Genomic DNA, 24,114 nt, shown 5'->3' with positions numbered 1-24,114 from the left:
CTGAAAGGGCAATCAAAGGAGACGTTCAGCCTCCTTTGATTCGGTATCGCTATTGTTGGTTTTCGCGATGCGAAATTATTTTAGCAGACCGATTTCTTTGTAGTATTTTTCTGCGCCAGGGTGAAGAGGAATGGAGATCCCCGCTTTCACCATGTCTTCTTTTTTCAAGTTAGCAAAGGCAGGGTGAAGACGTTTAAAGGTATCAAAATCTTCAAATACCGCTTTGACCAAATTGTATGCGACTTCATCAGACACATCAGTGCTTGATACCAAGGTCGCAGCCACACCAAAACTGGTTACATCTTTATCTGTTCCACGGTACATGCCAGCAGGAATCGTGCTGTAAGCGTAGTAAGGGTTATTGGCAACAATTTTTTCAATTTCAGGGCCAGTAGCAGAGACGAGTTTTGCATCGCATGAGGTCGTTGCTTCTTTGATTGAACCATTTGGATGGCCAACCATATAAATAAAGGCATCTATTTTATTGTCGCACAATGCTTGAGAGCGCTCAGAGCCTTTGAGCTCAGAAGCCAATTTGAAGCTGTCATTGGTCCAACCAAATGCATCCATCACCACTGCCATGGTGGCCCTGTCACCAGAACCTGGATTACCAATGTTGACACGTTTACCTTTCAAGTCAGCCACGTTTTCAATGCCAGAATCCGCGCGGGCAATGATATTAAAAGGTTCGGTATGAAGGGAAAATACTGCGCGCAGTTTTTTATTCGGGCCTTGCTCGGCAAATTCACTGGTACCGTTATAACCATGGTACTGCCAGTCAGATTGAACAATACCGAAATCGAGTTCACCTGCACGAATCGTGTTCACGTTATAGATCGATCCGCCCGTTGATTCTACTGAGCAGCGAATGTTGTGATCTTTACGCCCTTTATTAACCAGCTTACAAATAGCACCACCTGTCGGGTAGTAAACACCAGTGACGGATCCTGTACCAATCGTAATGAACTCTTGTGCGCTTAACGTACCTGTACCCATGACCGCTGCTGCAATAATTCCAACTTTAATCAATTTATTCAATGCCATGAATTTTCCTTCCTTATTCATTATTAACCCCATAGATAATTGTTGTTACACCCTTCCCACCTGAAGTTGCTGTGGTGTTGGCTACGTTCGTTCACCCCAATCACAGAATTATCCATGCTTATGACGACTGACTCACTTGCCGCCTACCCGCAACTTCAAGTTGTTTGGGTATCGGGGGAGTTTCCTCATCTAGAAACGGCATCTTTTTCAATCCGTATGTTGAAAAAGTGGCTAAATAATACCAAAAAATCGACACATAATTACAGGAATGTTAAAAAATGTAGCGAAATTGGCTATCAATAAGCGTCATTGTCAGAGCCAAAATATGGCAATAGCTTGCCTATCAAGGAGTTATTCCTCTTTCTGCTGTGACAACTTATTGCTGAAGATGTGAAGAGAATCACGCCGACTTGCCTCAGTGTGATTCTACTAGAGAGTGAGATGAAATGCGTTTAGTGACAAATTACCCTGCGTAATCAAATAGATCACAGACTGAATCAAACAGCTGCTTTGTCGTTACGTTCAGTGTCGGTGTGATAAAAATGGTATCGTCACCTGCCACCACACCCAAGATGCCTTCTGATTTGCCCAGTGAATCAAGTAACCGAGCAATAAGCTGCGCCGCTCCTGGTCCGGTATGAATCACTACCAGCGCGGCATTGTGATCTATATCTAGCACTAATTCACGCAGTGAACTTGATACGGTTGGTACACCGAGTTCAGCAGGAAGACAGTAGACCATCTCCATTTTTGCGTTGCGAGTGCGTACCGCGCCAAATTTAGTCAGCATGCGAGATACTTTGGATTGGTTGATATTATCAAACCCTTCATTACGCAGGGCATCGACAATGTCACCTTGAGATCCAAAACGTTCTTCTTTTAATAGATTTTTAAAAGCACGAACCAGATTATCTTGCTTATCATTATTGTTGCGCATAGTTATCGTCTTCGATTAGCCATTTATTGCTGCATATTCTCGCATAGCTATGCAGTCATCGCCAAATTATCGTCCAAAAGTGTCTAAAAGGTCACTGTAAACTTTTATGTAAAACTTTGGTCGAATGGCAACTTAACTCTTTGTCGGTAAAGATAAACAAGGTCATAATTGCCATCGGTGCTGTAGCACGATTTTAGCGAATTGCGCGAGGTCGCAAAGCTAGCGTTAATTGATTGTAATCATATTGTGATTGCTATAGTTTTCTAGCTTAAAAATACCCTACACAAAAACATTTATAAGAGATTTATTCTCAAGGAGAACTACGATGAAAGTAGCTGTTATTGGTGCCGCTGGTGGCATCGGTCAAGCCCTAGCACTTCTACTTAAAAACCATCTTCCTGCTGGTTCCGATCTGGCGCTGTATGACATCGCACCGGTGACTCCGGGCGTTGCTGCCGATCTAAGCCACATTCCTACTCCCGTATCGATCAAAGGCTATGCTGGCGAAGATCCAACACCTGCGCTTGAAGGTGCGGATGTAGTCCTTGTTTCTGCTGGTGTCGCTCGTAAGCCGGGTATGGATCGCGCAGATCTGTTTAATGTTAACGCTGGCATTGTGAAAGCATTGGCTGAAAAGATTGCGGTTGTCTGTCCGAAAGCCTGTGTGGGCATTATCACCAACCCTGTTAATACAACAGTACCTATTGCAGCGGAAGTCTTGAAAAAAGCAGGCGTTTACGACAAGCGTAAGCTATTTGGTGTGACAACGTTGGATGTGATCCGCTCAGAAACGTTTGTCGCGGCGCTAAAAGATAAAAACCCTAGCGAGATTATTGTGCCTGTGATTGGCGGCCACTCAGGCGTCACTATCCTTCCTTTGCTTTCGCAAATTGAAGGGGTTGAGTTCACGGCTGAAGAAGTGGAAGCACTAACTAAGCGCATTCAAAACGCAGGCACCGAAGTGGTGGAAGCGAAGGCGGGTGGCGGCAGTGCAACACTGTCAATGGGTCAAGCGGCTTGCCGTTTTGGCTTATCATTAGTCAAAGCACTACAAGGTGAACCAGGTGTTGTGGAATGTGCCTACGTTGACGGTGGTAGTGAGCATGCCTCATTCTTTGCACAACCGATTAAACTCGGTAAAGAGGGTGTCGAAGAAGTGTTGAGCTATGGTGCATTGAGTGCCTATGAACAAGCCGCGTTAGATGGAATGCTGACAACACTGAAAGGTGATATTCAGCTAGGTGTTGATTTCGCCAAATAAAGAATAACCTTATCTTATACAAAAATGCCGCTTGCTCATCCAAGCGGCATTTTTTATGGTTTTTACCAATATTTTTGTATGATGATGCTTTGAACTGTGTAATATGCGGTTTTTTTTACTGAGCAGTGCATTATTTTCGTCGTGAACTTACAAACTTTTTGATCCCTAGCAATGAATTTGACTATTGACTCACTATCTCAGTGACCGCGATCACATAGGGATTGATGTCTGATAAATATGTTCTCTAAAATAGCGCCTTCCTCTAATGTGTAAACACTCACTGGATAGTTCCCATGGATAATAAGCTTGGTTTGGGCTCACTGACAGCACTGGTCATTGGTTCAATGATTGGCGCTGGTGTTTTTAGCCTGCCACAAAACATGGCCTCAGTCGCCAGCCCTTTGGCGGTAATGATCGGTTGGGGGATCACCGGCGTTGGTATGATCTTTCTCGCGCTCTCTTTTCAACAACTTGCCATTCATAAACCTCATATTAATAGTGGCGTATTTGGTTTTGCTCGAGAAGGATTTGGTGACTTTGCGGGTTTTTGTTCCGCATGGGGTTACTGGTTTAGCGCCATGGTGGCTAATGTCTCTTATCTGGTAATTGTTTTTAGTACCTTAGGTATGCTGTTTGATACACCAGATAACGTGATGTTTGGGGCGGGTAATACGTGGCTTTCCATTGGGAGTGCATCGGTATTACTTTGGTTGGTGCATGCGTTGGTCAAAAAAGGAGTACAAACGGCCGCATTCATTAATCTGATTACCACCTTTGCTAAAATGATCCCTCTAGTGTTGTTCATCATTTGTGCCGCTTTTGCTTTTTCTTGGGACAAATTCACATTGGATTTTACAGACTTACACTTCGGTATTGGCCATGATCTGCTGGATCAAATAAAAAGCACCATGTTGATCACGGTATGGGTGTTCATCGGAATAGAGGGAGCGGTTGTTGTGTCGAGCCGCGCTCGCCACCGTGCTGATATCGGTAAAGCGACTATTCTCGGTTTGCTTACAGCGTTGACCATTTATGTATTGGTCACGTTATTGTCGATGGGCGTGATTAAACCGGTTGAATTGGCGCAATATCAGAACCCTTCAATGGCCAAAGTGCTGACGACTATTCTTGGTCCTTGGGGTGAGTACATCATAGGTGTTGGATTAATTATTTCGGTATGTGGTGCTTTTCTTAGCTGGACGGTACTGGCCTCCGAAGCGCCATTTTTATGTGCTAGAGATAAGATGTTTCCTGCCATCTACGCCCAGCAAAACGAAGCGGGGAGCCCAGTAAAAGCGTTAACTCTAACCAATATTTGCATTCAGGTCTCACTGATTCTGGTGATGTACGCAGGCAGTACCTACGATACGCTGCTGATCTTCGCTTCAGAAATGATCCTTGTTCCCTATTTTTTGATCGGCGCCTTTACGTTAAAGATCGCGATTGAACAGAAGAATAAAGGCAAACTTCTGGTGATAGGTTCTTGTGCCACCATTTATGGGATTTGGCTTTTGTATGCCTCTGGTTTGCACTATTTGATGCTCTCCGCGCTACTCTACTTACCTGGGCTCTATTTCTACATGAAAGCCAAACGAGAGCAGGGCATTCATCCTTTTCAAGGCAAAGAAAAGTTAGGAGCTTGTGCTTTAACGATCGTGGCTGTTTTTGCATTTGGCATGATTTGGCAAGGCGGGTTTTAAATAACGCTTAGAATCAAAAAGAGCCTCAATTGAGGCTCTTTTTGTAGCGGTGCATTTCTAGGCAAAGGTCGATTCTTCGTCCAAGCTAGCTGCTGTTCTACTTTGTCCTATTCACAGCCATATGAGCTAGAGCTATCAGTGCTTGTTTATATTCACTTTCTGGCAGGATAGACAGCTCATTGATCGCTTTATCGGCTTCTTTTAGCGCTTTGTTGGTTGTGTATTCAAGCGAGCCTGTCTGTTTCATTGCCGCTAGAATCTCATCAAGCTGTTCCATGCCATTGGCTTTTTCGATGGCCTCACGGATCATCTCTTTTTGTTCGGGTGTACCATGCTGCATTGCGTACAATAGAGGAAGTGTTGGTTTGCCTTCCGCTAAATCATCGCCCACATTTTTGCCCATTTCACTGCCATCAGAGGTGTAATCCATCACGTCATCAATGAGCTGGAAAGCCGTGCCAAGGTACTTACCATAGTTCTGTAGTGCCGTTTCAATTTCAGGAGAAGCATTACTTAATATCGCACCAATCTGGGTCGCTGCTTCAAACAAACGCGCCGTTTTCGAGTAGATCACCTGTAGGTAATTTTCCTCGGTAGTGTTTGGATCATTACAGTTCATCAATTGTTGCACTTCGCCTTCAGCGATAACGTTCACCGCATCGCTCATCAGCTCAAGGATCCTTAACGATCCTAGTGTAGTCATCATTTGGAAGGAACGCGTGTAGATGAAATCCCCCACTAACACGCTCGCTGCATTGCCAAATGCCGCGTTCGCTGTTGCCTTGCCACGGCGCATATCTGATTCATCGACAACGTCGTCATGCAGCAAGGTTGCCGTGTGGAGGAATTCAATAAATGCAGCGGCAGTCGTGTGCGCTTCACCTTGATAACCAAGGGCTCGAGCCGACAAAATAGCCAGCAAAGGACGCAGACGTTTCCCACCTCCGCTGACGATGTAGAATCCTAATTGATTGATTAAAGATACATCAGAGTTGAGCTGAGCTTGAATCGTTTCATTCACTTTTGCCATGTCATCGGCAGTAAGCGTTTGGATAGCTTTAAAATCCATGGTTAATCCGGCTGAAGTTAGAACCTATAAGGTGTTGTGTTCTTCTATAATTCTCGAATAATACACTAAAAAACGTTGATTAATACAAGGCTTAAAGGCATGATTGCGCCACTTTTCATTGGCGATTAGCTTTTCGCCAATTTTTTCAAAATATGGCTTGTCTTGGGGTACTCATTCGCGTAGAATCTGCGCCCTATTGATGATTAGTTTAGCGCACACCCAAATTGCTCAAATAAAAAGCATACGGCTGTGCGGAAAGAGCGGAGTAAAATATGTACGCTGTTTTCCAATCTGGTGGTAAACAACACCGTGTAAGCGAAGGTCAAACTCTTCGTTTAGAGAAATTAGACGTTGAAACTGGTGCAACTGTTGAATTTGATAAAGTTCTACTAGTTGCTAACGGTGAGCAAATCACTGTTGGGGCACCTCTTGTTGAAGGCGGTAAAATTACTGCTGAAGTAGTACAACACGGTCGTGGCGATAAAGTTAAAATCGTTAAGTTCCGTCGTCGTAAACACTCTCGTAAACAACAAGGCCACCGTCAGTGGTTCACTGAAGTGAAAATCACTGGCATCAACGCTTAAGTAATTTAGGAGAGTTTAACAATGGCACACAAAAAAGCTGGCGGTTCTACTCGTAACGGCCGCGATTCAGAAAGCAAACGTCTTGGTGTTAAGCGTTTCGGTGGTGAATCTGTTCTTGCAGGTAACATCATCGTTCGTCAACGTGGTACTAAGTTCCACGCAGGCACTAACGTTGGTATCGGTAAAGACCATACTCTTTTCGCTCTTACTGAAGGTAAAGTGAAATTTGAAGTTAAAGGTCCTAAAAACCGTAAATTTGTTAGCATCGACGCTGAATAAATTTATACCTAACTGAACTCAAAAGCCCTGCCGTTACGGTGGGGTTTTTTATTTATCAGCCGAACAGATAAGAAGACACTCTAATCACTAGAGTTTCTCCTTATGTGTTCCAATTGTGGATAAAACGAAGGATGATCACGGTCGATCCTGAATGTGTATCTGCTAGAATTTATATCATTGTGTGACAATGATATCGCAACGCAAAGAGCGTGGAGTAACAAATGAAATTCGTTGATGAAGCGATAATTAAAGTCGAAGCGGGTGATGGCGGTAACGGTGTCGTGAGCTTTTGGCGTGAAAAATTCGTGACGAAAGGCGGCCCTGATGGCGGCGATGGCGGCGATGGCGGCGACGTTTATATCCAAGCCGATGAAAACTTAAATACCTTGGTTGATTACCGATTCCAACGCTTTTACGCTGCTGAGCGCGGCCAAAATGGTGGTGGTGCTAACTGTACAGGTAAGCGCGGTAAAGACATTACTTTGAAGGTGCCTGTTGGGACTCGAGCGGTTGACATTCACACCAATGAAGTTGTGGGTGAAGTTGCAGAGCATGGCAAAAAAGTGATGGTCGCTAAAGGTGGCTGGCATGGTTTAGGTAATGCTCGCTTTAAGTCATCCGTTAACCGTGCACCACGCCAAAAAACCATGGGTAAAAAAGGTGAGGTGCGCGAATTACGCCTTGAGCTTTTATTGTTAGCTGACGTGGGTATGCTTGGCTTGCCGAATGCGGGTAAATCAACCTTTATTCGTTCTGTTTCAGCAGCGAAGCCAAAAGTCGCTGATTACCCCTTCACTACGTTGATCCCAAGTTTGGGTGTCGTGAGTGTGGTTCCTGAGAAAAGTTTCGTGATCGCTGATATTCCGGGCTTGATTGAAGGCGCGGCCGATGGTGCTGGTTTAGGTATTCGCTTCTTAAAGCACTTAGAACGTTGCCGAGTGTTGCTGCATATGATCGACATTCTTCCTATTGATCAAAGTGATCCTGCGCAAAATGCGCTGACCATCTTTGATGAGCTAGAGCAATACAGTGAAAAAGTGTCACAAAAACCTTGTTGGTTGGTGTTCAACAAAGTTGATCTGATGCTTGAAGAAGAAGCCGATGAAAAGATCCAAGAGATCTTAGATGCGCTAGCTTGGGAAGGGCGATACTTCAAAATTTCGGCAGTAAACCAACAAGGTACGGCGGATTTGTGCCGTGAGTTGGCTGACTATATGGAAACGTTACCTCGTGAGCAGGAAGAGCTCAGTGAAGCTCAGAAAGTCGATTTCATGTGGGATGATTACCATAAAGATGAGATGAACAGCCAAAATGTGATCACTGAAGATGGTGATGACTGGGATGATTGGGACGACGAAGAAGATGACGGCCACGTTATCTATGTTCGTGATTAATTTTCCTGAATTGATTGAGCCGCAATAATTATTGCGGCTTTTTTATAGCTAAATCATATTTAAAGCACCCAATTTCGGGCACACTATTGGGCTTTTAGGACGTTCGGAAAGGAATCATGACATCCAAACAGAGGCTTGTTTCTCGATTGATCGCCCAAGCTGGGCAAATGTTGTTGGCTCATGGTGCGGAAAGTACACTTGTGGGCGATATTATGCGTCGCATGGGAGCGGCCTGTGGCATGAGTGAAGTGGAAGTATCGCTCTCGGCGAGTTCACTTGTGCTAACCACGGTTTACGATGGCCATTGCATTACGACTGCGCGCCGTTGTCCTGATCGTGGGATCAATATGCGGGTAGTGACGCAAGTCCAGCGCATCTGTATCATGATGGAAAAAGGGATTTTAGATTATTCCCTTGCGCAGAAAAAACTCAATCAGATCAGCCCTGAACGCTACAACCGTTGGTTGGTTGTGGTGATGATTGGTCTTTCTTGTGCTGCATTTGCTCGTTTAGCTGGTGGAGATTGGACGGTGTTTACGATGACGTTCATTGCTTCTGCGGCGGGTATGATTGTGCGCCAAGAGATTGGGCATCGCCAATTTAATCCGCTCGTCAACTTTACGGTGACCTCATTTGTTACTTCGATCATTTCAGCGCAAGCTATCATCTACCAGCTAGGCAATAAACCAACCATTGTGATGGCTTCTTCTGTACTGATGTTAGTCCCCGGTTTTCCTTTAATTAATGCGGTCGCGGATATGCTTAAAGGTTATATCAATATGGGTATTGCCCGTTTTGTGATGGCAAGTTTGCTTACGTTGGCAACGAGTTTGGGCATCGTTGCGGCGATGAGCGTGACGGGTGTATGGGGGTGGTAGCGATGGATTGGATGAATTTATTACTCGGTTTAGCCAATGACATGTTTTTTGCTGCAATCCCAGCCATTGGTTTTGCTTTGGTGTTTAATGTTCCTGCACCAGCCCTAAAATATTGTGCGTTAGGTGGTGCGATTGGTCATGGCTCACGTTACTTAATGATGCAATTTGGAATTCCCATTGAGTGGGCGACTTTTTTTGCTGCAACTATCGTTGGAATGATTGGCGTGCGTTGGTCGCGTAAATTTTTAGCTCACCCTAAAGTGTTTACGGTAGCGGCTTTGATCCCAATGGTTCCCGGGGTTTTTGCCTTTAAAGCGATGATTGCAATGGTTGAAATTAACCATCTTGGTTTTACGCCAGAGCTGCTGGCGATACTGATGGATAATTTTTTAAAAGCGATGTTTATTATCGCGGGCTTAGCGGTTGGCCTTGCGGTGCCGGGTTTGTTATTCTATCGGCGCAAACCCATAGTGTAAGGGAATGGGCTATCTTTCGTGATGACACTTTAGGATCTTATTTATGATCATCAGCATGATTGCCGCGATGGCAGACAATCGGATTATTGGTAAAGACAATCAAATGCCATGGCATTTACCGGCAGATTTTGCATGGTTTAAACGCTGTACGTTGGGCAAACCAGTGATCATGGGGCGAAAAACTTATGAGTCTATTGGTCGCCCGTTACCTGGTCGCCATAATATCGTGATCAGTCGTGATGCTTCATTGGCAATTGAAGGGGTAAGTATTGTCTCTTCGATTGAAGAAGCCATTGAGGTTGCGGGTCATGTGGATGAAGTGATGATCATTGGTGGCGGCTCTATCTATCAAGCCTGTATGCCACAGGCCAATAAACTATACCTCACCTTTATTGACTTAAATATTGAGGGAGATACGCAATTTCCCGAGTGGGGGAGTGAGTGGCAAGAAGTTCATCGAGAAATGTATCAAGCGGATGATAAAAATGCTCACAACATGCAGTTTGTGGTTTTTGATAAGCAATAGAGGATTTCGGATCGATATTAAGCAACGATCCGGATCTTTTTATTCGTTAGCCTTTATGGGTTAACGCTGGTTGAGTGAAGTAGTGTTTATCTTCCCAGCGTAGCATGGTCAAACATCCTCCCCACACACAGCCAGTATCAAGCCCTATCACTTCGTCGCTGCGGTAACCTTCTAATGCAGCCCAGTGGCCAAAGAGGACTGTTTTATCGAGTTTAAGGCGTTTGGGTAGGGCAAACCACGGTAACAATTCTTCATCTTTTATTTCTTGAGGGGGAAGTTTGCACGCCATATCAAGACGCCCATCAGCAAAGCAAAAACGCATCCGAGTATAGGCATTGATGGTATAGCGATAGCGGTCAATCCCTTCTAGCTTCGAGCTCCACATATCAGGTGTGTTGCTGTACATCTGCTCGATAAGCCAACGCCAACGATCACTTTGCAAAATACTTTCGACTTCTTTTGCTGCTTGACGTGCAGTTTCAAGATCCCACAGAGGAGAAATCCCCGCATGGCACATAACAAAGTCAGCATGTTCAGCGAGGAGCGGTTGATGGCGCAACCAAGTGAGCAGCTCTGTTGCATCGTTCGCTTGTAATATGGGTAAGGTTTTATCACGAGGTTTACATGGGTGGATGCCCAGCGAGACGGCCAGTAGGTGAAGATCGTGATTGCCTAGAACGATACGCGCCGAACTACCCAATTGTTTGATAAAACGTAGCGTTTCTAGAGATTTAGGGCCTCTTGCTACTAAGTCGCCAGCTACCCACAGTGTGTCTTGTTGTGGTTGGAATTGCACTTGAGCCAATAAACACTGTAGTTCATCAAAACAGCCTTGAATGTCGCCGACAATATAGTTCGCCACGGCTACCTCTTTTAATTTAAAACATTAGGAATAGCGAGACGAAAAGGCTCAATTTCAACAATAAATTCAGCGTCCGCTTCATCTAACATAATGTAATGACCTTGCATCACACCGACTGGCGTTTCCAACGCCGTACCACTGTTATAGCGGTACTCATCATTGGGCAAGATAATCGGTTGTTCCCCGACCACGCCATCACCTTCCACAGACATCTGTTTGCCATTCGCATCGGTAATTAGCCAACGGCGGCTCATCAGCTGTACTTGCTGGTTGCTGAGATTACGGATGGTGATCACATAGGCAAAGATATAGCGGTGTAAATCGGGATTGGACTGCTCGGGGAGATACTGGGTATGGACTTGGATTTTGATACAAGGTTCAGAGATATCCATGTTAACTCCTTGTTTTTATAGATGAGCGATAGACATTGGCCGTTTATCGCTCAATCGTTATTAGGCGTGATGAGCGTCTAACCAGTTTGCCATAGCAACAAACTGTTCAAGTGTTAGGTTTTCCGGGCGCATGCCAGGGTTGACCCCAAGTTCTTCTAGCGTTTCCACCTCAATCAAACCTTTGTAGCAGTTGCGTACGGTTTTACGACGTTGGTTAAAACCATCTCGGCAGACACGCTCTAACCACTTCATGTTTGTCGTTGGATGCGGCAGTACTTCATAAGGCACCAAACGCACCACGGCTGAATCAACTTTCGGTGGCGGCACGAAAGCCGTTGGCGGAACTTCCAACACAGGAACCACTTTACAGAAATACTGCGTCATAACCGTTAAGCGCCCGTAAGCTTTACTGCCGGGACCGGCAGCTAAACGGTTGACCACTTCTTTTTGCAGCATGAAGTGCATATCTTGAATATCTTTATGGAATTCAAATAAGTGGAACATTAATGGCGTTGAAATGTTGTATGGCAAGTTGCCGAAAATGCGCAGTTTATTATTCGGCTTCACCAACTGCGTAAAGTCAAAGCGCATCGCATCGCCTTCGTGAATCGTCAATTTACTCGATAATTCTGGGTGGTTGCGCAGGCGCTCAGCTAAGTCACGGTCTAGCTCAATAACAGTGAATTTATCCACTTCGCGGCCGACTGGCTCAGTTATCGCTCCAAGACCGGGGCCGATCTCAACCAAATTTTGTCCCGGACGAGGGTTAATCGCAGAGACGATGCCATCAATAATGTATGGATCGTTTAGGAAGTTTTGACCAAAACGTTTACGCGCTTTGTGCCCTAAGTGGACATCATTTCTCATAGTTTTCTCGAAATTAATTAGGTTTCTTTTCTACCAAGTCAATCGCGTAGGCGAGTGCTGTTCTAAAGCTCCCTGTATCCGCAAGCCCTTTCCCTGCCAATTCGAGTGCGGTGCCATGATCGACCGATGTTCTTATAAAGGGTAGACCAAGAGTAATATTTACTGAACGACCAAAGCCTTTGTACTTTAATACGGGCAGGACTTGGTCGTGATACATGCCTAAAACAGCATCGGCATCTTGCAAGTATTTGTCATTGAAGATGGTGTCGGCTGGTAGTGGGCCAATCAAATTAATGCCATCTTGCTGACGAATTTTTTCTAGTGTTGGAGTGATGGTTTCTATCTCTTCACGGCCCAGACAGCCATCTTCTCCCGCGTGTGGGTTTAAACCACACACATAAATTTTGGGTTGAGCAATGGCAAATTTTTCCACCAAATCTTTATGCAAAATAGTGATGATTTTTTCTAACCGCTCGACCGTTACTGCCTTTGATACATAAGCCAGTGGAATATGTGTTGTCACTAGCGCGACTCTCAACCCTTCTGTTGCGAGCATCATAACCACCAGTGGAGTATTAGATTTTTCAGCAAAGAATTCAGTGTGGCCGCTAAATGCAACGCCAGCTCGGTTGATCACCCCCTTGTGCACAGGGCCGGTGACAATAGCATCAAATTCATCATTCATACAGCCTAAAGCGGCTCTTTCTAATGTATTTAATACATAATGTCCATTGGCTTCATTCAGTTTCCCCGTTATCACCGGTGCGCCGAGGGGAATATGATCCACTACTAACCGTCCCGCTTGCTGTGGTTTTGGTGCAGAGGTGACTGAGTAGTCTTCCAATATAACGTCAATATTGAGCTCTTTAGCGCGCTCTGCAAGCAAGCTTTTATCCGCGCATACCACCAGTTGATGTGCCCAATCTTCTTTTGATAAGGCCAGCACCAAATCTGGGCCAATACCCGCGGGCTCGCCAGCGGTAACCACGATGCGTTTAATTGTCATCTTGGTTGTCCTGTATAATTTCTACAAAGGCACTGGCACGCATTTCTTGTAGCCATGCGCTGGCTTCTTCATTGAATTTTCGATTAAAAAGAATGCGATAAGCTTTGTTTTTCAGTGCAGAGTCGGTGCGGTCGACTTCACGGCGATCAAGCACTTCGACAATATGCCAACCATGAACGGTTTTAAAGGGTTCGCTGATTTGCCCAACCGATAATGTTTCGATTTGATGCTGAAACTCCGGCACGTACAGATCCGGTGTTTGATAACCCAATTCGCCATTTTGCGCCGCAGAGCCGGGATCTTGGCTGTATTGCTGCGCCAATTCACCAAAGGTCGCTTCACCTGCCTTAATGCGACGAATGAAGTCATGTAGCTCTTTTTGTACGCCGTCATCGCTTAAAATGACCGTGGGTTTGATTAAAATATGGCGTGCATTAACTTCCGTGACCGCGACGGTTTCTAATCCTTTGACGTCATCAATTTTAAGAATGTGGAAACCGACGCCACTGCGAAATGGCCCAATAATAGAGCCTTTGTTTTGCATTTTGATTTGGTCGGCAAAAATTGTCGGCATTTCTTCTTTGCGCATCCAGCCCCAATCACCACCTTGCAGCGCTTTCGGACCTTTTGAATAGGTATAAGCCATGGTGCTGAAATCCGCTCCTTGGTTGAGTTTTTCGACTAAGGTTTTGGCTTGCTGTTCTACTGCGGCCTTATCTTGAGTGTCGTCAACACGCAGTTGGATGTGGCTGATTTTATATTGCACCGTTGCATTGGTTTCTTGCGCAAGAATATTGGCTAAGTTGTCCACTTCGTCCGGTAATATATTGATCCGGCGACGAACTAAAGCATTGCGCGCTTCACTTGCTGCAATTTCTTTACGTACTTGTTCGCGAAATTCGGCATAAGTCAGCCCTTCAGCAGTAACAGAAGCGTTAAGCTGTTCCAGGGTTTGATTATTGTTTTTCGCGATGTCGGCGATCGCGTCACTGAGTCGGTTATCGTCAATGCGAACGCCAATGCGTTGTGCTTCTTGTTGCTGAATGGTATCAATAATCAATTTTTCAACCACTTGCTCACGCAGCACTGTGTCTTCGGGTAGCGTTTGACCATTTTTCTTTGCATTAATGGTCAAGGTTTTTAATGCACCATCAATGTCACTCTGTAAAATAACGCCACTATTGACGATGACGGCGACGCGATCGAGCTCAACAGGAGTAGCGTATGCGGTGTTTAGGCTTAATGTTGCCATCAATCCAATCAGTGTGTGTTTCCACAATTTCATTTGTAGTCCTATCAAAATGAGCAAGGGCCTTTACGCTTAAGCAAAGGCCGGATAAATTAGTTGTTTAGGAAAAATGGACGACCATAACTTAATGAATTTCCAGCGCTGTCTACGCCCGTCGTTCCGGAACCTGCACCAATCGTGGTGCCAAAACCGACAATACCAAAGTTCAAACTAAAGTTATTTTCGTAGAGTGGCGTAGCATTAGGGTCAGTAACAAAATCACCATCCCATTTCCGCAGTTGATTACTATAAGTAAAACCAATATACCAACAATCTGAGGTGTAGCTTAGGTTAGCCAGCCACTCCAGGCTCTTTTCCGTGGTTAAATCGTAGAAGTACTGTCCGCTAGCATTCCACTTTTTGGAGATCTGATACCCAGCCAGTAAACCAGCTTGTGAAATGCCATCTTTGGTAATGGCATTGATATTGGTAATTGTATCGCCAACGGTATTATCAATATACTCTTTGGTGACGTAACGATAGTTAGTTTGAATGTATCCAGAACCCACTCGGTACTCGAGAGTACTATTGGCGAGCTGCATCGTACTGCTATCAATGTCGTATTGAACCCCGCCATGGTAGAAGAGTAAATCATCATAGTTGAAGTCCATTTCGACGGCCCAAGCCGAATAGTTGGAGTTGTTGGTTGAATTATCTCCCTCATTAGGGGAGGAATTCTTGAGATCTTTTTTGAGGTAAAAAATCTGGCCAAAAGAGATATTTAAACGTTCTTTATACTGATCGTCGAAAAACCGTGAAGAGGCACCGTAGCTGATCTGATTTGCCGGGGCAATATAATCGACACCACTGTATTTACGGCTGCGGAATAAACCATAATAATCGGTTTGCAGTAGCGTTGTATCATACAACCCGATATTGCGCTGATCTTCTCTCGGTACGTACAGGTACTGAATCTGCGGCTCAAGTGTCTGCGTATAGTCATCAAACAGAACCGTATCTCTTTCCAGTACTAATCCCGCATGAGTTCTAAATTCCGGAATGATGCGTGAAACGCTCTCTTTTAGGTCTTTATAGTTATCCGAATTGAGGTCAACACCGCTGAGATCTTGTTGGTAATAAGTACCAAGCACTCGCGCTTCGGTTGTCCAAGTGCCCCAGGTGTTACTGAGAGGAATAGTAAAGCCTGGTTCAATGTGCGCTCGGGTGGCTGCAGGTTTTCCTCTTGCATCGGTTTCAAAACGCGATAGATGGCTCACCATATCAAAGTTCAAATACGGTAATAATTCGGGGGCATAGTAATTAAACGCAATCTGTGGCATCAAGCGATAGGGTTGGTTGGTGCTAGTTTTGTCTTCTGTAAGCAGCTGAAAGTCGCGAACCAGTATCGATGAATCCCAATTGTGGGTCCGGTAGGTGGCTTTACCTTCTTGGATAAGCTGACCATCTTCTCGGTTACCGATACCTGAGTCTAAGTCACTAAAGTAGCTAATGTCACTGACTTGAGAGTAGTCAATTTCAAACTTCCAAGCTTGGTTGAAAATACCACTGTGTTGGTATTGGAAGCCCCAGCGGCTGCCCTTTTCCGGATGTTTTTGATCATCAGGTAAATATTCAGATTTAATGTTACCTGTACCAAAATCATTCAGATAACGGAATTCACTGTTTAATTGCGTACCGCGTTCTTGCATATATTTAAAGGTCGTTTCTAGGTCATAGTTTGGCGCTAAGTTCCAATAAATAGGTACTTGGGCTTCAAAACCATCGCTAGAACCGTAAGAAACGGTAGGGTATAAAAATCCCGTTTTACGTGTGTCGCCAATCGGCACCGTAAGAAATGGCAGATAAAAAATCGGAATATTTTGAATCTCGAAGCGCGGATTATAAAAAGTGGCTTGCTCTTCATTTTGGTCAATATCAATGCTGGATGCTTTTAATCGCCATGCATTATTGCCTTCAGGGCAAGAGGTAATCGAACCATCTTCTATCTCATAAACGGCCTTACCTGTTTTGGAAATATACACAGCTTCACCACGGCCGGGTTCACACAAAAATTGATATTTTGTGTTCTCTAATGTCATTAAATCTGTATTAAGATTGTTGGTGGCTTTGTCAGAAATGGTCCTTACTTCACCGTCACTGAAGTTGACATTACCTTGCGCAACTACAATATTATCTTTCTGATGCAGGGTAACGGTATCCGCTAGAATGCGTTTTTTACCTTGAACAACGACCACATTGCCTGAGTAGTTTGCGCGTTCACCGTTCACGGCTTCTAGCGTATCAGCCTCGACATTAATCGGTTGCTGACTTGAGTTTTCTGCTTCAGGTTCGTTGATCAAACATTGATCTATAGCGGGCATTTCCTGCACACTATTGTCTAACATAGCTTCTGCTTGAGTCTGTGGCACAAAAAGAGCTGCGCTAATTGAAGCGGCTAACAAGGTGCGGGAAAAACATGACATCGAGTTGTACTATCCTGTTTGAACTTGATTGATTCGGAAGATGGATGGCCGAATGTAAAATAAAACGTTTCTTATCATAAAGGAAATTGAAGCTCCCGGCACTATCAGACCGCTTTACTCCTGAAAAATTCATAGATTGAGAGCACATAATGCATATTTTTGGCAAAATTCTTGGCGCTTTTTTTGGCTTCTTATTTGGAGGACCGTTTGGCGCATTTTTTGGTTTGTTTCTCGGGCATCAATTTGATAAAGCTCGTCGTTTGAATCAAGCGGGGTTTAAAACTAGCTCATTTGGTTCTGGGCCAAGCCAAACTGAGCGACAAGACGAATTTTTTAAAGCCGCTTTCGCGGTCATGGGCCATGTTGCTAAAGCGAAAGGGCAAGTCACCAAAGAAGAGATCCAGCTAGCTACCATCATGATGGAGCGTATGAACTTACATGGTGAGCAACGTAAAGCGGCTCAAGATGCGTTTCGTGAGGGGAAAGAGAGTGGCTTTCCTTTAGAGGAAGTGTTGGAGCGTGTGCGCCTTTCTACGGGTGGACGCTTTGACTTGTTGCAATTTTTCCTCGAATTGCAAATATCAGCCGCGTTTGCCGATGGGGATGTTCACCCTAGCGAGCGCAATGTACTGCACAAAATCGCTCGTAGTTTGGGTTTCTCATCCGATCAACTGGAAAGACGCTTGCGTATGCAAGAAGCGGCCTTTCGTTTTCAACAAGGCGGAAATTTTGGTGGCCAACAACAAGGCTACCAGCAATCTGGGCAGTGGCAACAAGCCGCGCAAGCTGAACGCCTCACTGATGCTTACGATGTGTTAGGCGTGAGTAAAGATGCGGATGCTAAAGAGATTAAACGTGCCTATCGCAAATTGATGAATGAGCATCACCCAGATAAATTGATGGCCAAAGGCTTACCACCAGAGATGATGAACGTTGCGAAAGAAAAATCGCAAGAGATCCAAAATGCGTACGATTTGATTAAGAAAGAGAAGGGTTTTAAGTAACCGGCTATCGTGAATTACCGCGAACGTTCCAATCGATTGAGCTGGTGCAAACTGGCTCTTTTTATTATGAGCATACGCAAGACACAAAAAAAGCCAAGTTTGAAAACTTGGCTTTAGAAAGTGGCTCCCCCTGCAAGACTTGAACTTGCGACATACGGATTAACAGTCCGCCGTTCTACCGACTGAACTAAGGGGGAACAGAATGTTTGCTTATCTTATGCAGATAAATGGTGCCGACTACCGGAATCGAACTGGTGACCTACTGATTACAAGTCAGTTGCTCTACCTACTGAGCTAAGTCGGCGCCGAATCAATAAGCAGTGCTCATTGATGAAAAGTGGCTCCCCCTGCAAGACTTGAACTTGCGACATACGGATTAACAGTCCGCCGTTCTACCGACTGAACTAAGGGGGAACAGGTTTAAAGAATGGTGCCGACTACCGGAGTCGAACTGGTGACCTACTGATTACAAGTCAGTTGCTCTACCTACTGAGCTAAGTCGGCACATTTTTATCTTTAAATTTATTGTCTGTGCTAGGCACCAACAATTTAGAAACTGTGGTGCCCGGAGGCGGAATCGAACCACCGACACGAGGATTTTCAATCCTCTGCTCTACCGACTGAGCTATCCGGGCGACGGGGTGTATTAAAAGGTTTTTCGCATTTAACGTCAACAGTAAAATGCAAAAAAAATGTCGTTTGTTGTTTTTCTATACTTAGTGACTCGTTTTTACCCATTTTCGTTAAAAATTAGTGTCAGATTAGATAGGGAAAGAGGCGTTGAAAAGAAAATAGGAGCTTTGAATGGAGCAAATAGCGAATAAAAGCGCGTTGAAAAACACACGTTTATCCGCTTGGTTACACTAAAGGAGCAAACTCACCAGACTGGTTTTAGTTTTTGACGGAAAATGGACTGACCCATAATTTAATCGTTGTAGAGGTAATCGTTGTAGAGGTAATCGCTGTAGAGGTAGAGGGGATTGGATAAATATGACAGGTAATAAAAAAGCCAAGTCGTTAGACTTGGCTTTAAAAGTGGCTCCCCCTGCAAGACTTGAACTTGCGACATACGGATTAACAGTCCGCCGTTCTACCGACTGAACTAAGGGGGAATTATCTGTGTAAGTCTAAGACTTCGCACCAAATAATGGTGCCTCGAGGCGGAATCGAACCACCGACACGAGGATTTTCAATCCTCTGCTCTACCGACTGAGCTATCGAGGCAATAAATGGTGCCGACTACCGGAATCGAACTGGTGACCTACTGATTACAAGTCAGTTGCTCTACCTACTGAGCTAAGTCGGCGCACTTTATTTATTGCTTGCTGCTACTTTAACAAAAGCACCAACAATTTAATTTGTGGTGCCCGGAGGCGGAATCGAACCACCGACACGAGGATTTTCAATCCTCTGCTCTACCGACTGAGCTATCCGGGCAACGGAGCGCTATTAAACGGATTTTCCCTTCAATCGTCAACTGCTTTTTGGAAATTTTTTGAAAAAACGGTTTGTTTGCTGCGAATTTAGACAAAGCTGCGCTTTTTTATCCACCTGCGTTAAATTCCTTCTTGAATTTTGTTACTTTTTCTAAGTACCTTCTCGATTCAGCATTAGGGTGTTTTTGGGTCAGCGCCCAATAGACTTGATTGGGTTGCAGTGAATTTAAGTCCCTCATCGCTCGTTTCCTATCTTTACTAAAGGTATTGAGTACTCCTCCTGTACCGCCGTTGTAGGCCGAAATCATACTGTATTCGAGCGACGTTGGATGGCTGACCTCTTTGAGGTAGCGGTTTTTCAGAATATAAAAATAGGCCGTTCCCGTATCAATATTTTTTTCGGGATCAAACAGATATTCAGGACTGGGCTCACCAGATTTATTTTTGACCAGTTTAAAAACATCTCGACCTGCGGTTTTAGGAACCACTTGCATCAAGCCATACGCATTGGCCCAACTGACAGCGTAGGGGTTAAAGCTACTTTCAGTTTTTATGATCGCGTAGATCAGATCTTCGGGAATGTTATATTTTTTCGAGGCTCGGTGCACGATGTCGGCGTATTTATAACCTCGTTTAGAGGCATGATCCGCTACCATAGGAATTTCCACATAGTAGGCTTTTTTGAAATCAACGTTCTTAACTTTTAATTTATTTTCAATAAGATAATCAGCAAATCGATTCGCGCGCCAACCCCACTGGATCGGTTGTTTATCTTGATCAAGCACTTGGTTGTACAAAAATGGCTGACCATTCAATTCGATATTTTGTGAAGAGAAAAGGTCAACGTGTGCGGGATCATCAGGCGTGAGCAAGGTGGTAATAATGGCATTGCGCAGATGTTTTTTGGGGTCAGTTGGGGAAACTGTTTCGATAATAATGGTTCCCGTGGAGAAATTGACTTCGGAACGACTCAGGTAATTATCGATGTATTTTACATAGTTGCTTTTACCGGCGACTTTGATCTCTTTACTGCCCCAGCGTTTCTCAATGTTGCCAGAAAAACTGCTGATCAGTGCATCTAAGGCGGCGGTATCTTTGACAAATTGCCCGGGTAATTGCGCTAAGTTTTTGGCAAAACGGTTGGTCGGCTCATAGTCGACGCTGTATATGCGTTCAACTAATTCTCGGCTACAACCGGCCAGTAGCATTGCAATAAAAAAGTAAGTCAGCTTTCTCATTATCTTCCCAATACAAAAATGACATCAGAGCGTTTACCATGATGTCATTGATTATCCTCGAAATAAATAAGGTATCTCTTATTTGCTTGGTGGCGTGTAGCCTTCGATATGGACCTCTTTTCCTTCAAATAGGAAGTTGGTCATTTCGGTTTCCAGCAATTTACGATGTTCAGGGTCCATCATATTGAGTTTTTTCTCGTTGATCAGCATGGTTTGCTTATGCTGCCATTGTGCCCAAGCCTCTTTTGAGATGTTGTCAAAAATACGTTTACCTAATTCACCTGGGTACAGTTGAAAATCCAAACCGTCGGCTTCTTTATTTAGTCGAGCACAAAATACAGTGCGGCTCATGGTCACTTCCTCTTCGGTGTTTTAAGGGTTAATTTCAAATGGAAGGCTTTCTAGCAACTGTTTTACAGGAGCGGCTAAGCCGATTTGTTCCGGTTGGGCTAAGTTATACCAAAGACCTTTGCTTGCTTCCATGATGATGTTCGGTTGTTGAGATAACTCCACCAAGATCGGTGTGATCTCTAAATGATAATGGCTAAACGTGTGGCGAAAAGCGATGAGTGGGCGAATAGAGCGGATAGCGCTCTCTTTGATGGCTCTGTGATCAAGTTGATCTTCGATGGCGCTATTGGGGTTTTCAGGGAAGCAAAATAATCCACCCCAAATTCCACTTTGAGGGCGCTGTTCTAACCATACTTGATGGTTATGGTGCAGCATCACAAACCAAGTTTGTTTGGTTGGTTTGTCTGTTTTTGGTTTTTTGCCCGGATAATCGAGTGGGTTATTTTGTTTATTGGCGATGCAAAAAGATTCAACTGGGCAGAGCGTGCATTTCGGTTTGCTGCGTGTGCAGACCATCGCCCCCATATCCATCATGGCTTGGTTATATTTATCAACATCTTGCGCTGGCGTATTTTGTTCGGCATGTTGCCACAACTGAGTTTCAACTTTTTTTTGCCCCGGCCAGCCTTCGACAGCAAAACAGCGGGCTAAAGTACGCTTTACGTTACCATCTAAAATGGCGTGCGGCTGCTTATAAACCGAAGAAAGCACCGCCGCAGCGGTTGAGCGGCCAATACCCGGTAGAGCATTCATCTGTTCGATATCAAGGGGAAACTCACCGCCATATTCGCTGGCCACTATTTTGGCTGCTTTGTGTAGATTGCGCGCACGTGCGTAATAACCAAGGCCGGTCCATAGGTGCAGTACCTCGTCTTGTTCTGCATTGGCCAGATCAATCACGGTTGGAAAACGTTGCATGAAGCGTTCGAAATAAGGGATTACCGTGGCGACTTGAGTTTGTTGGAGCATAATTTCCGACAGCCAAACGCTGTAGGCCGTTTTGTTTTGTTGCCACGGCAAATGTTTGCGCCCATAGGCGTCATACCATTTTAAAATGGCGTTAGCGAAAGGTGTCACGACAGGCTCTTTGGTTTATAGTTTTAGTGGAGCAAAATTGCACCACATAAATGTGACGTTGTAAAACGGACAAATTGTGTGGATTTATCCAACAAGTTTATTTCGATAACACTTGCACCGAGAATAATTCTTTGGATAATCCCCGCTTTGATTAATCAATGTGCAGGCAAGATCAATGAGTGAAGTAACCACCAACGAATATACCGAAGAAGGCAAAATACTGCGTCGAATCCGTAGTTTCGTTCGTCGTGAGGGTCGATTAACCAAAGGCCAAGAAGCGGCAATGAATGAATGTTGGCCAACAATGGGTATTGATTTCCAGCCACAATTGCTCGATTGGGCGGCGGTTTTTGGTAACGATAACCCGGTGGTTTTAGAAATCGGTTTTGGTATGGGCGCTTCATTAGTTGAAATGGCTAAAAATGCACCGCAAAAAAACTTCTTTGGTATTGAAGTGCATAGCCCAGGTGTTGGCGCCTGTTTGTCAGCCGCTCGTGATGCTGGCGTGACTAATTTACGCGTGATGTGCCATGATGCAGTGGAAGTGTTTGAACACATGATCCCTGATGGTAGCCTGCATACACTGCAACTGTTCTTCCCTGATCCTTGGCACAAAAAACGTCACCACAAGCGCCGTATTGTGCAGTTAGAATTTGCGGAAATGGTGCGTCAAAAACTAAAAATGGAAGAGGGTATCTTTCATATGGCGACGGACTGGGAAAACTACGCTGAGCATATGATTGAAGTGATGAATCAAGCGCCGGGCTTTGCCAATATTGCCGCAGAAGGTGACTATATTCCTCGTCCAGAAGAGCGTCCTTTGACTAAATTTGAAGCGCGTGGTCACCGTTTAGGTCATGGTGTGTGGGATATAAAATATAAACGCACCGCGTAACGACTCACTTTTGTTGCTGCAACAAAATTAGCGATTAAAGAAAAGCCAACATTGTTGTAATGTTGGCTTTTTCGGCCTTAGCGCCCTACGAAAATCATTATAAAAATAGAGAAAAACATTTCTCACCCGAGGTAAAGTCACCCATGAAGCTAACACCCAATCTACTTGCTGATATTTTGTGTGAGGTTCGCCCACTGATCGGCAAAGGAAAAGTCGCCGATTACATTCCTGCTTTAGCCAAAGTACCGAATAACAAGCTGGCGATCGCGGTTTACACCAATCAAGGTGAAGTGATTTCGGCTGGAGATGCCACGGAAGGATTCTCAATTCAATCCATCTCTAAAGCTTTGAGCTTAACGCTTGCTATGATGCTTTATAAACCAGAAGAGCTATGGCTTCGTGTCGGAAAAGAGCCTTCAGGCCAAGCGTTTAATTCGATGATCCAGCTTGAAATGGAGCAGGGCATTCCGCGTAACCCTTTTATCAATGCTGGAGCTATTGTGGTGGCGGATATGCTGCATAGCCGTTTATCAGCCCCTCGGCAGCGCTTACTGGAGTTTGTACGTCAGTTGTCGGGTGAAGAGGGCATCGTATACGACAAAGTGGTAGCGGCTTCAGAAATGATGCACAGCGATCGCAATGCTGCCATCGCCTATTTGATGCGATCGTTTGGTAATTTCGATAATGACGTTATCCCGGTGCTGCACAACTATTTTCACGCTTGTTCACTTAAAATGAGCTGTGTTCAATTAGCGAAAACCTTCAGTTATCTGGCGAATAAAGGGGTGTCCGTGCATACCAAGGAAGCGATAGTAACGCCGACACAAAGTAAGCAGATCAATGCCTTATTGGCGACTTGCGGTTTGTATGATGGCGCAGGAGAGTTCGCTTATCGTGTTGGCATGCCGGGTAAATCGGGCGTAGGTGGCGGTATTATTGCTGTTGTTCCTGGGGAGATGACGATTGCGGTTTGGTCGCCAGAGCTTGATGCGTCAGGTAATTCTTTAGCGGGCACTAAGATGTTAGAACTCTTGGCTGAGCGTATTGGTCGCTCTATCTTTTAAGTTCAATATTTTCTGACAGCCCGTGTTTTTGGCAAAAGATTGGCTACCGATTAGGTTAGCCAA

The 24,114-nt window shown here is 44.7% G+C and carries 23 protein-coding genes and 9 tRNA genes; 11 read left to right on the top strand and 21 right to left on the bottom strand.

What is annotated here, in order from left to right; genetic code table 11:
* Nucleotides 1-75: 75 nt before the first annotated feature.
* Together AACT23_RS01405 and argR are read right to left on the bottom strand one after the other, a co-directional pair.
* Nucleotides 76-1,044 carry a TAXI family TRAP transporter solute-binding subunit gene (locus AACT23_RS01405; RefSeq protein WP_026027829.1) on the bottom strand — a complete coding sequence of 323 codons (969 nt, stop codon included), beginning with the start codon at nucleotides 1,042-1,044 and terminating at the stop codon, nucleotides 76-78.
* A 463-nt stretch (nucleotides 1,045-1,507) separates the two neighbouring features.
* Nucleotides 1,508-1,981, bottom strand: coding sequence for a transcriptional regulator ArgR (argR, locus tag AACT23_RS01400; protein WP_013857844.1), 474 nt, complete (start codon nucleotides 1,979-1,981; stop codon nucleotides 1,508-1,510).
* A 325-nt stretch (nucleotides 1,982-2,306) separates the two neighbouring features.
* On the opposite strand from argR, the gene mdh reads away from it, so the two are divergent.
* The gene (gene mdh / locus AACT23_RS01395) at nucleotides 2,307-3,242 is read left to right on the top strand and encodes a malate dehydrogenase (protein WP_017043806.1); all 936 of its coding nucleotides are present in this window, start codon (nucleotides 2,307-2,309) and stop codon (nucleotides 3,240-3,242) included.
* Between the two features lie 293 nt (nucleotides 3,243-3,535).
* The gene (locus AACT23_RS01390) at nucleotides 3,536-4,942 is read left to right on the top strand and encodes a basic amino acid/polyamine antiporter (RefSeq protein ID WP_094128148.1); all 1,407 of its coding nucleotides are present in this window, start codon (nucleotides 3,536-3,538) and stop codon (nucleotides 4,940-4,942) included.
* A 97-nt stretch (nucleotides 4,943-5,039) separates the two neighbouring features.
* Here AACT23_RS01390 and ispB read toward each other — a convergent pair whose 3' ends face one another.
* Nucleotides 5,040-6,011: an octaprenyl diphosphate synthase gene (gene ispB / locus AACT23_RS01385; protein WP_094128145.1), complete on the bottom strand. Its 972-nt coding sequence runs from the start codon at nucleotides 6,009-6,011 to the stop codon at nucleotides 5,040-5,042.
* Nucleotides 6,012-6,283: 272 nt separating this feature from the next.
* Between ispB and rplU the strand changes: the two genes are divergently transcribed.
* The 6 genes from rplU (at nucleotide 6,284) to folA (ending at nucleotide 10,148) form a co-directional block, all read left to right on the top strand.
* Nucleotides 6,284-6,595 carry a 50S ribosomal protein L21 gene (gene rplU, locus AACT23_RS01380; RefSeq protein WP_010320620.1) on the top strand — a complete coding sequence of 104 codons (312 nt, stop codon included), beginning with the start codon at nucleotides 6,284-6,286 and terminating at the stop codon, nucleotides 6,593-6,595.
* A gap of 21 nt (nucleotides 6,596-6,616) precedes the next feature.
* Nucleotides 6,617-6,874, top strand: coding sequence for a 50S ribosomal protein L27 (gene rpmA / locus AACT23_RS01375; RefSeq protein WP_010320621.1), 258 nt, complete (start codon nucleotides 6,617-6,619; stop codon nucleotides 6,872-6,874).
* A 221-nt stretch (nucleotides 6,875-7,095) separates the two neighbouring features.
* Nucleotides 7,096-8,268, top strand: a complete 1,173-nt coding sequence (gene cgtA / locus AACT23_RS01370) for an Obg family GTPase CgtA (RefSeq protein WP_010320622.1) — start codon at nucleotides 7,096-7,098, stop codon at nucleotides 8,266-8,268.
* A 116-nt stretch (nucleotides 8,269-8,384) separates the two neighbouring features.
* Nucleotides 8,385-9,146 (top strand): threonine/serine exporter family protein, encoded by a 762-nt coding sequence (locus AACT23_RS01365; RefSeq protein WP_013857840.1) that lies wholly within the window; start codon nucleotides 8,385-8,387, stop codon nucleotides 9,144-9,146.
* Entirely contained in the window at nucleotides 9,134-9,622 is a 489-nt protein-coding gene (locus tag AACT23_RS01360) for a threonine/serine exporter family protein (protein ID WP_094128142.1), read from the top strand. Before AACT23_RS01365 ends, AACT23_RS01360 begins: the two co-directional genes overlap by 13 nt.
* A 43-nt stretch (nucleotides 9,623-9,665) precedes the next feature.
* Complete coding sequence (gene folA, locus AACT23_RS01355; RefSeq protein WP_017045398.1) at nucleotides 9,666-10,148, top strand: type 3 dihydrofolate reductase; 483 nt, start codon at nucleotides 9,666-9,668, stop codon at nucleotides 10,146-10,148.
* A 46-nt stretch (nucleotides 10,149-10,194) separates the two neighbouring features.
* On the opposite strand, the gene apaH is transcribed toward folA, so the two are convergent.
* Genes apaH through lptD form a run of 6 tightly spaced genes read right to left on the bottom strand, consistent with a single transcriptional unit; the run spans nucleotide 10,195 to nucleotide 16,986 of the window.
* A complete protein-coding gene (gene apaH, locus AACT23_RS01350) occupies nucleotides 10,195-11,010 on the bottom strand; it encodes a bis(5'-nucleosyl)-tetraphosphatase (symmetrical) ApaH (protein WP_013857837.1) in 816 nt (271 codons plus the stop codon).
* A gap of 11 nt (nucleotides 11,011-11,021) precedes the next feature.
* Nucleotides 11,022-11,402 carry a Co2+/Mg2+ efflux protein ApaG gene (gene apaG, locus AACT23_RS01345; RefSeq protein ID WP_013857836.1) on the bottom strand — a complete coding sequence of 127 codons (381 nt, stop codon included), beginning with the start codon at nucleotides 11,400-11,402 and terminating at the stop codon, nucleotides 11,022-11,024.
* 60 nt (nucleotides 11,403-11,462) lie between these two features.
* A complete protein-coding gene (gene rsmA / locus AACT23_RS01340) occupies nucleotides 11,463-12,269 on the bottom strand; it encodes a 16S rRNA (adenine(1518)-N(6)/adenine(1519)-N(6))-dimethyltransferase RsmA (protein ID WP_013857835.1) in 807 nt (268 codons plus the stop codon).
* Between the two features lie 13 nt (nucleotides 12,270-12,282).
* On the bottom strand, nucleotides 12,283-13,275 hold the full coding sequence (pdxA, locus tag AACT23_RS01335) for a 4-hydroxythreonine-4-phosphate dehydrogenase PdxA (protein WP_017050645.1): 993 nt from the start codon (nucleotides 13,273-13,275) through the stop codon (nucleotides 12,283-12,285).
* A complete protein-coding gene (gene surA, locus AACT23_RS01330; RefSeq protein WP_019282297.1) occupies nucleotides 13,265-14,560 on the bottom strand; it encodes a peptidylprolyl isomerase SurA in 1,296 nt (431 codons plus the stop codon). The genes pdxA and surA overlap by 11 nt, the downstream gene beginning before the upstream one ends.
* Nucleotides 14,561-14,616: 56 nt before the next feature.
* On the bottom strand, nucleotides 14,617-16,986 hold the full coding sequence (gene lptD / locus AACT23_RS01325) for an LPS assembly protein LptD (protein WP_094128139.1): 2,370 nt from the start codon (nucleotides 16,984-16,986) through the stop codon (nucleotides 14,617-14,619).
* A 149-nt stretch (nucleotides 16,987-17,135) separates the two neighbouring features.
* Here lptD and djlA point away from each other — a divergent pair, with 149 nt between their 5' ends.
* Complete coding sequence (djlA, locus tag AACT23_RS01320) at nucleotides 17,136-17,990, top strand: co-chaperone DjlA (protein WP_017043798.1); 855 nt, start codon at nucleotides 17,136-17,138, stop codon at nucleotides 17,988-17,990.
* A gap of 121 nt (nucleotides 17,991-18,111) precedes the next feature.
* Here the strand turns inward: djlA and AACT23_RS01315 are convergent.
* The 12 genes from AACT23_RS01315 to mutY all read right to left on the bottom strand — a co-directional run bounded on the left by AACT23_RS01315 (nucleotide 18,112) and on the right by mutY (nucleotide 22,092).
* Nucleotides 18,112-18,187, bottom strand: a tRNA-Asn gene (locus AACT23_RS01315).
* A 31-nt stretch (nucleotides 18,188-18,218) separates the two neighbouring features.
* A tRNA-Thr gene (locus AACT23_RS01310) sits at nucleotides 18,219-18,294 on the bottom strand.
* 34 nt (nucleotides 18,295-18,328) lie between these two features.
* Nucleotides 18,329-18,404 (bottom strand) — tRNA-Asn (locus tag AACT23_RS01305).
* A 14-nt stretch (nucleotides 18,405-18,418) separates the two neighbouring features.
* A tRNA-Thr gene (locus tag AACT23_RS01300) sits at nucleotides 18,419-18,494 on the bottom strand.
* A 55-nt stretch (nucleotides 18,495-18,549) separates the two neighbouring features.
* A tRNA-Phe gene (locus tag AACT23_RS01295) sits at nucleotides 18,550-18,625 on the bottom strand.
* Between the two features lie 401 nt (nucleotides 18,626-19,026).
* A tRNA-Asn gene (locus AACT23_RS01290) sits at nucleotides 19,027-19,102 on the bottom strand.
* Nucleotides 19,103-19,138: 36 nt separating this feature from the next.
* Nucleotides 19,139-19,214: transfer RNA gene (locus AACT23_RS01285), tRNA-Phe, on the bottom strand.
* A gap of 6 nt (nucleotides 19,215-19,220) precedes the next feature.
* Nucleotides 19,221-19,296, bottom strand: a tRNA-Thr gene (locus tag AACT23_RS01280).
* 55 nt (nucleotides 19,297-19,351) lie between these two features.
* Nucleotides 19,352-19,427, bottom strand: a tRNA-Phe gene (locus AACT23_RS01275).
* A 106-nt stretch (nucleotides 19,428-19,533) separates the two neighbouring features.
* A complete protein-coding gene (mltC, locus tag AACT23_RS01270; protein ID WP_013857830.1) occupies nucleotides 19,534-20,664 on the bottom strand; it encodes a membrane-bound lytic murein transglycosylase MltC in 1,131 nt (376 codons plus the stop codon).
* A gap of 78 nt (nucleotides 20,665-20,742) precedes the next feature.
* The gene (locus AACT23_RS01265) at nucleotides 20,743-21,015 is read right to left on the bottom strand and encodes an oxidative damage protection protein (protein WP_010320634.1); all 273 of its coding nucleotides are present in this window, start codon (nucleotides 21,013-21,015) and stop codon (nucleotides 20,743-20,745) included.
* Nucleotides 21,016-21,036: 21 nt separating this feature from the next.
* On the bottom strand, nucleotides 21,037-22,092 hold the full coding sequence (gene mutY / locus AACT23_RS01260) for an A/G-specific adenine glycosylase (protein WP_013857828.1): 1,056 nt from the start codon (nucleotides 22,090-22,092) through the stop codon (nucleotides 21,037-21,039).
* 175 nt (nucleotides 22,093-22,267) lie between these two features.
* On the opposite strand from mutY, the gene trmB reads away from it, so the two are divergent.
* Together trmB and glsB are read left to right on the top strand one after the other, a co-directional pair.
* On the top strand, nucleotides 22,268-22,987 hold the full coding sequence (gene trmB / locus AACT23_RS01255) for a tRNA (guanosine(46)-N7)-methyltransferase TrmB (protein WP_026027213.1): 720 nt from the start codon (nucleotides 22,268-22,270) through the stop codon (nucleotides 22,985-22,987).
* Between the two features lie 143 nt (nucleotides 22,988-23,130).
* On the top strand, nucleotides 23,131-24,051 hold the full coding sequence (glsB, locus tag AACT23_RS01250; RefSeq protein ID WP_026028230.1) for a glutaminase B: 921 nt from the start codon (nucleotides 23,131-23,133) through the stop codon (nucleotides 24,049-24,051).
* The last annotated feature ends 63 nt before the right edge of the window (nucleotides 24,052-24,114 follow it).

It is taken from the genome of Vibrio sp. V09_P4A23P171 (genome assembly GCF_963875615.1).
Classification (GTDB): Bacteria; Pseudomonadota; Gammaproteobacteria; order Enterobacterales; family Vibrionaceae; genus Vibrio; species Vibrio anguillarum.
The sequence above is the reverse complement of the archived record's forward strand: the minus strand, read 5'-3'. Positions and strand labels throughout refer to the sequence as shown.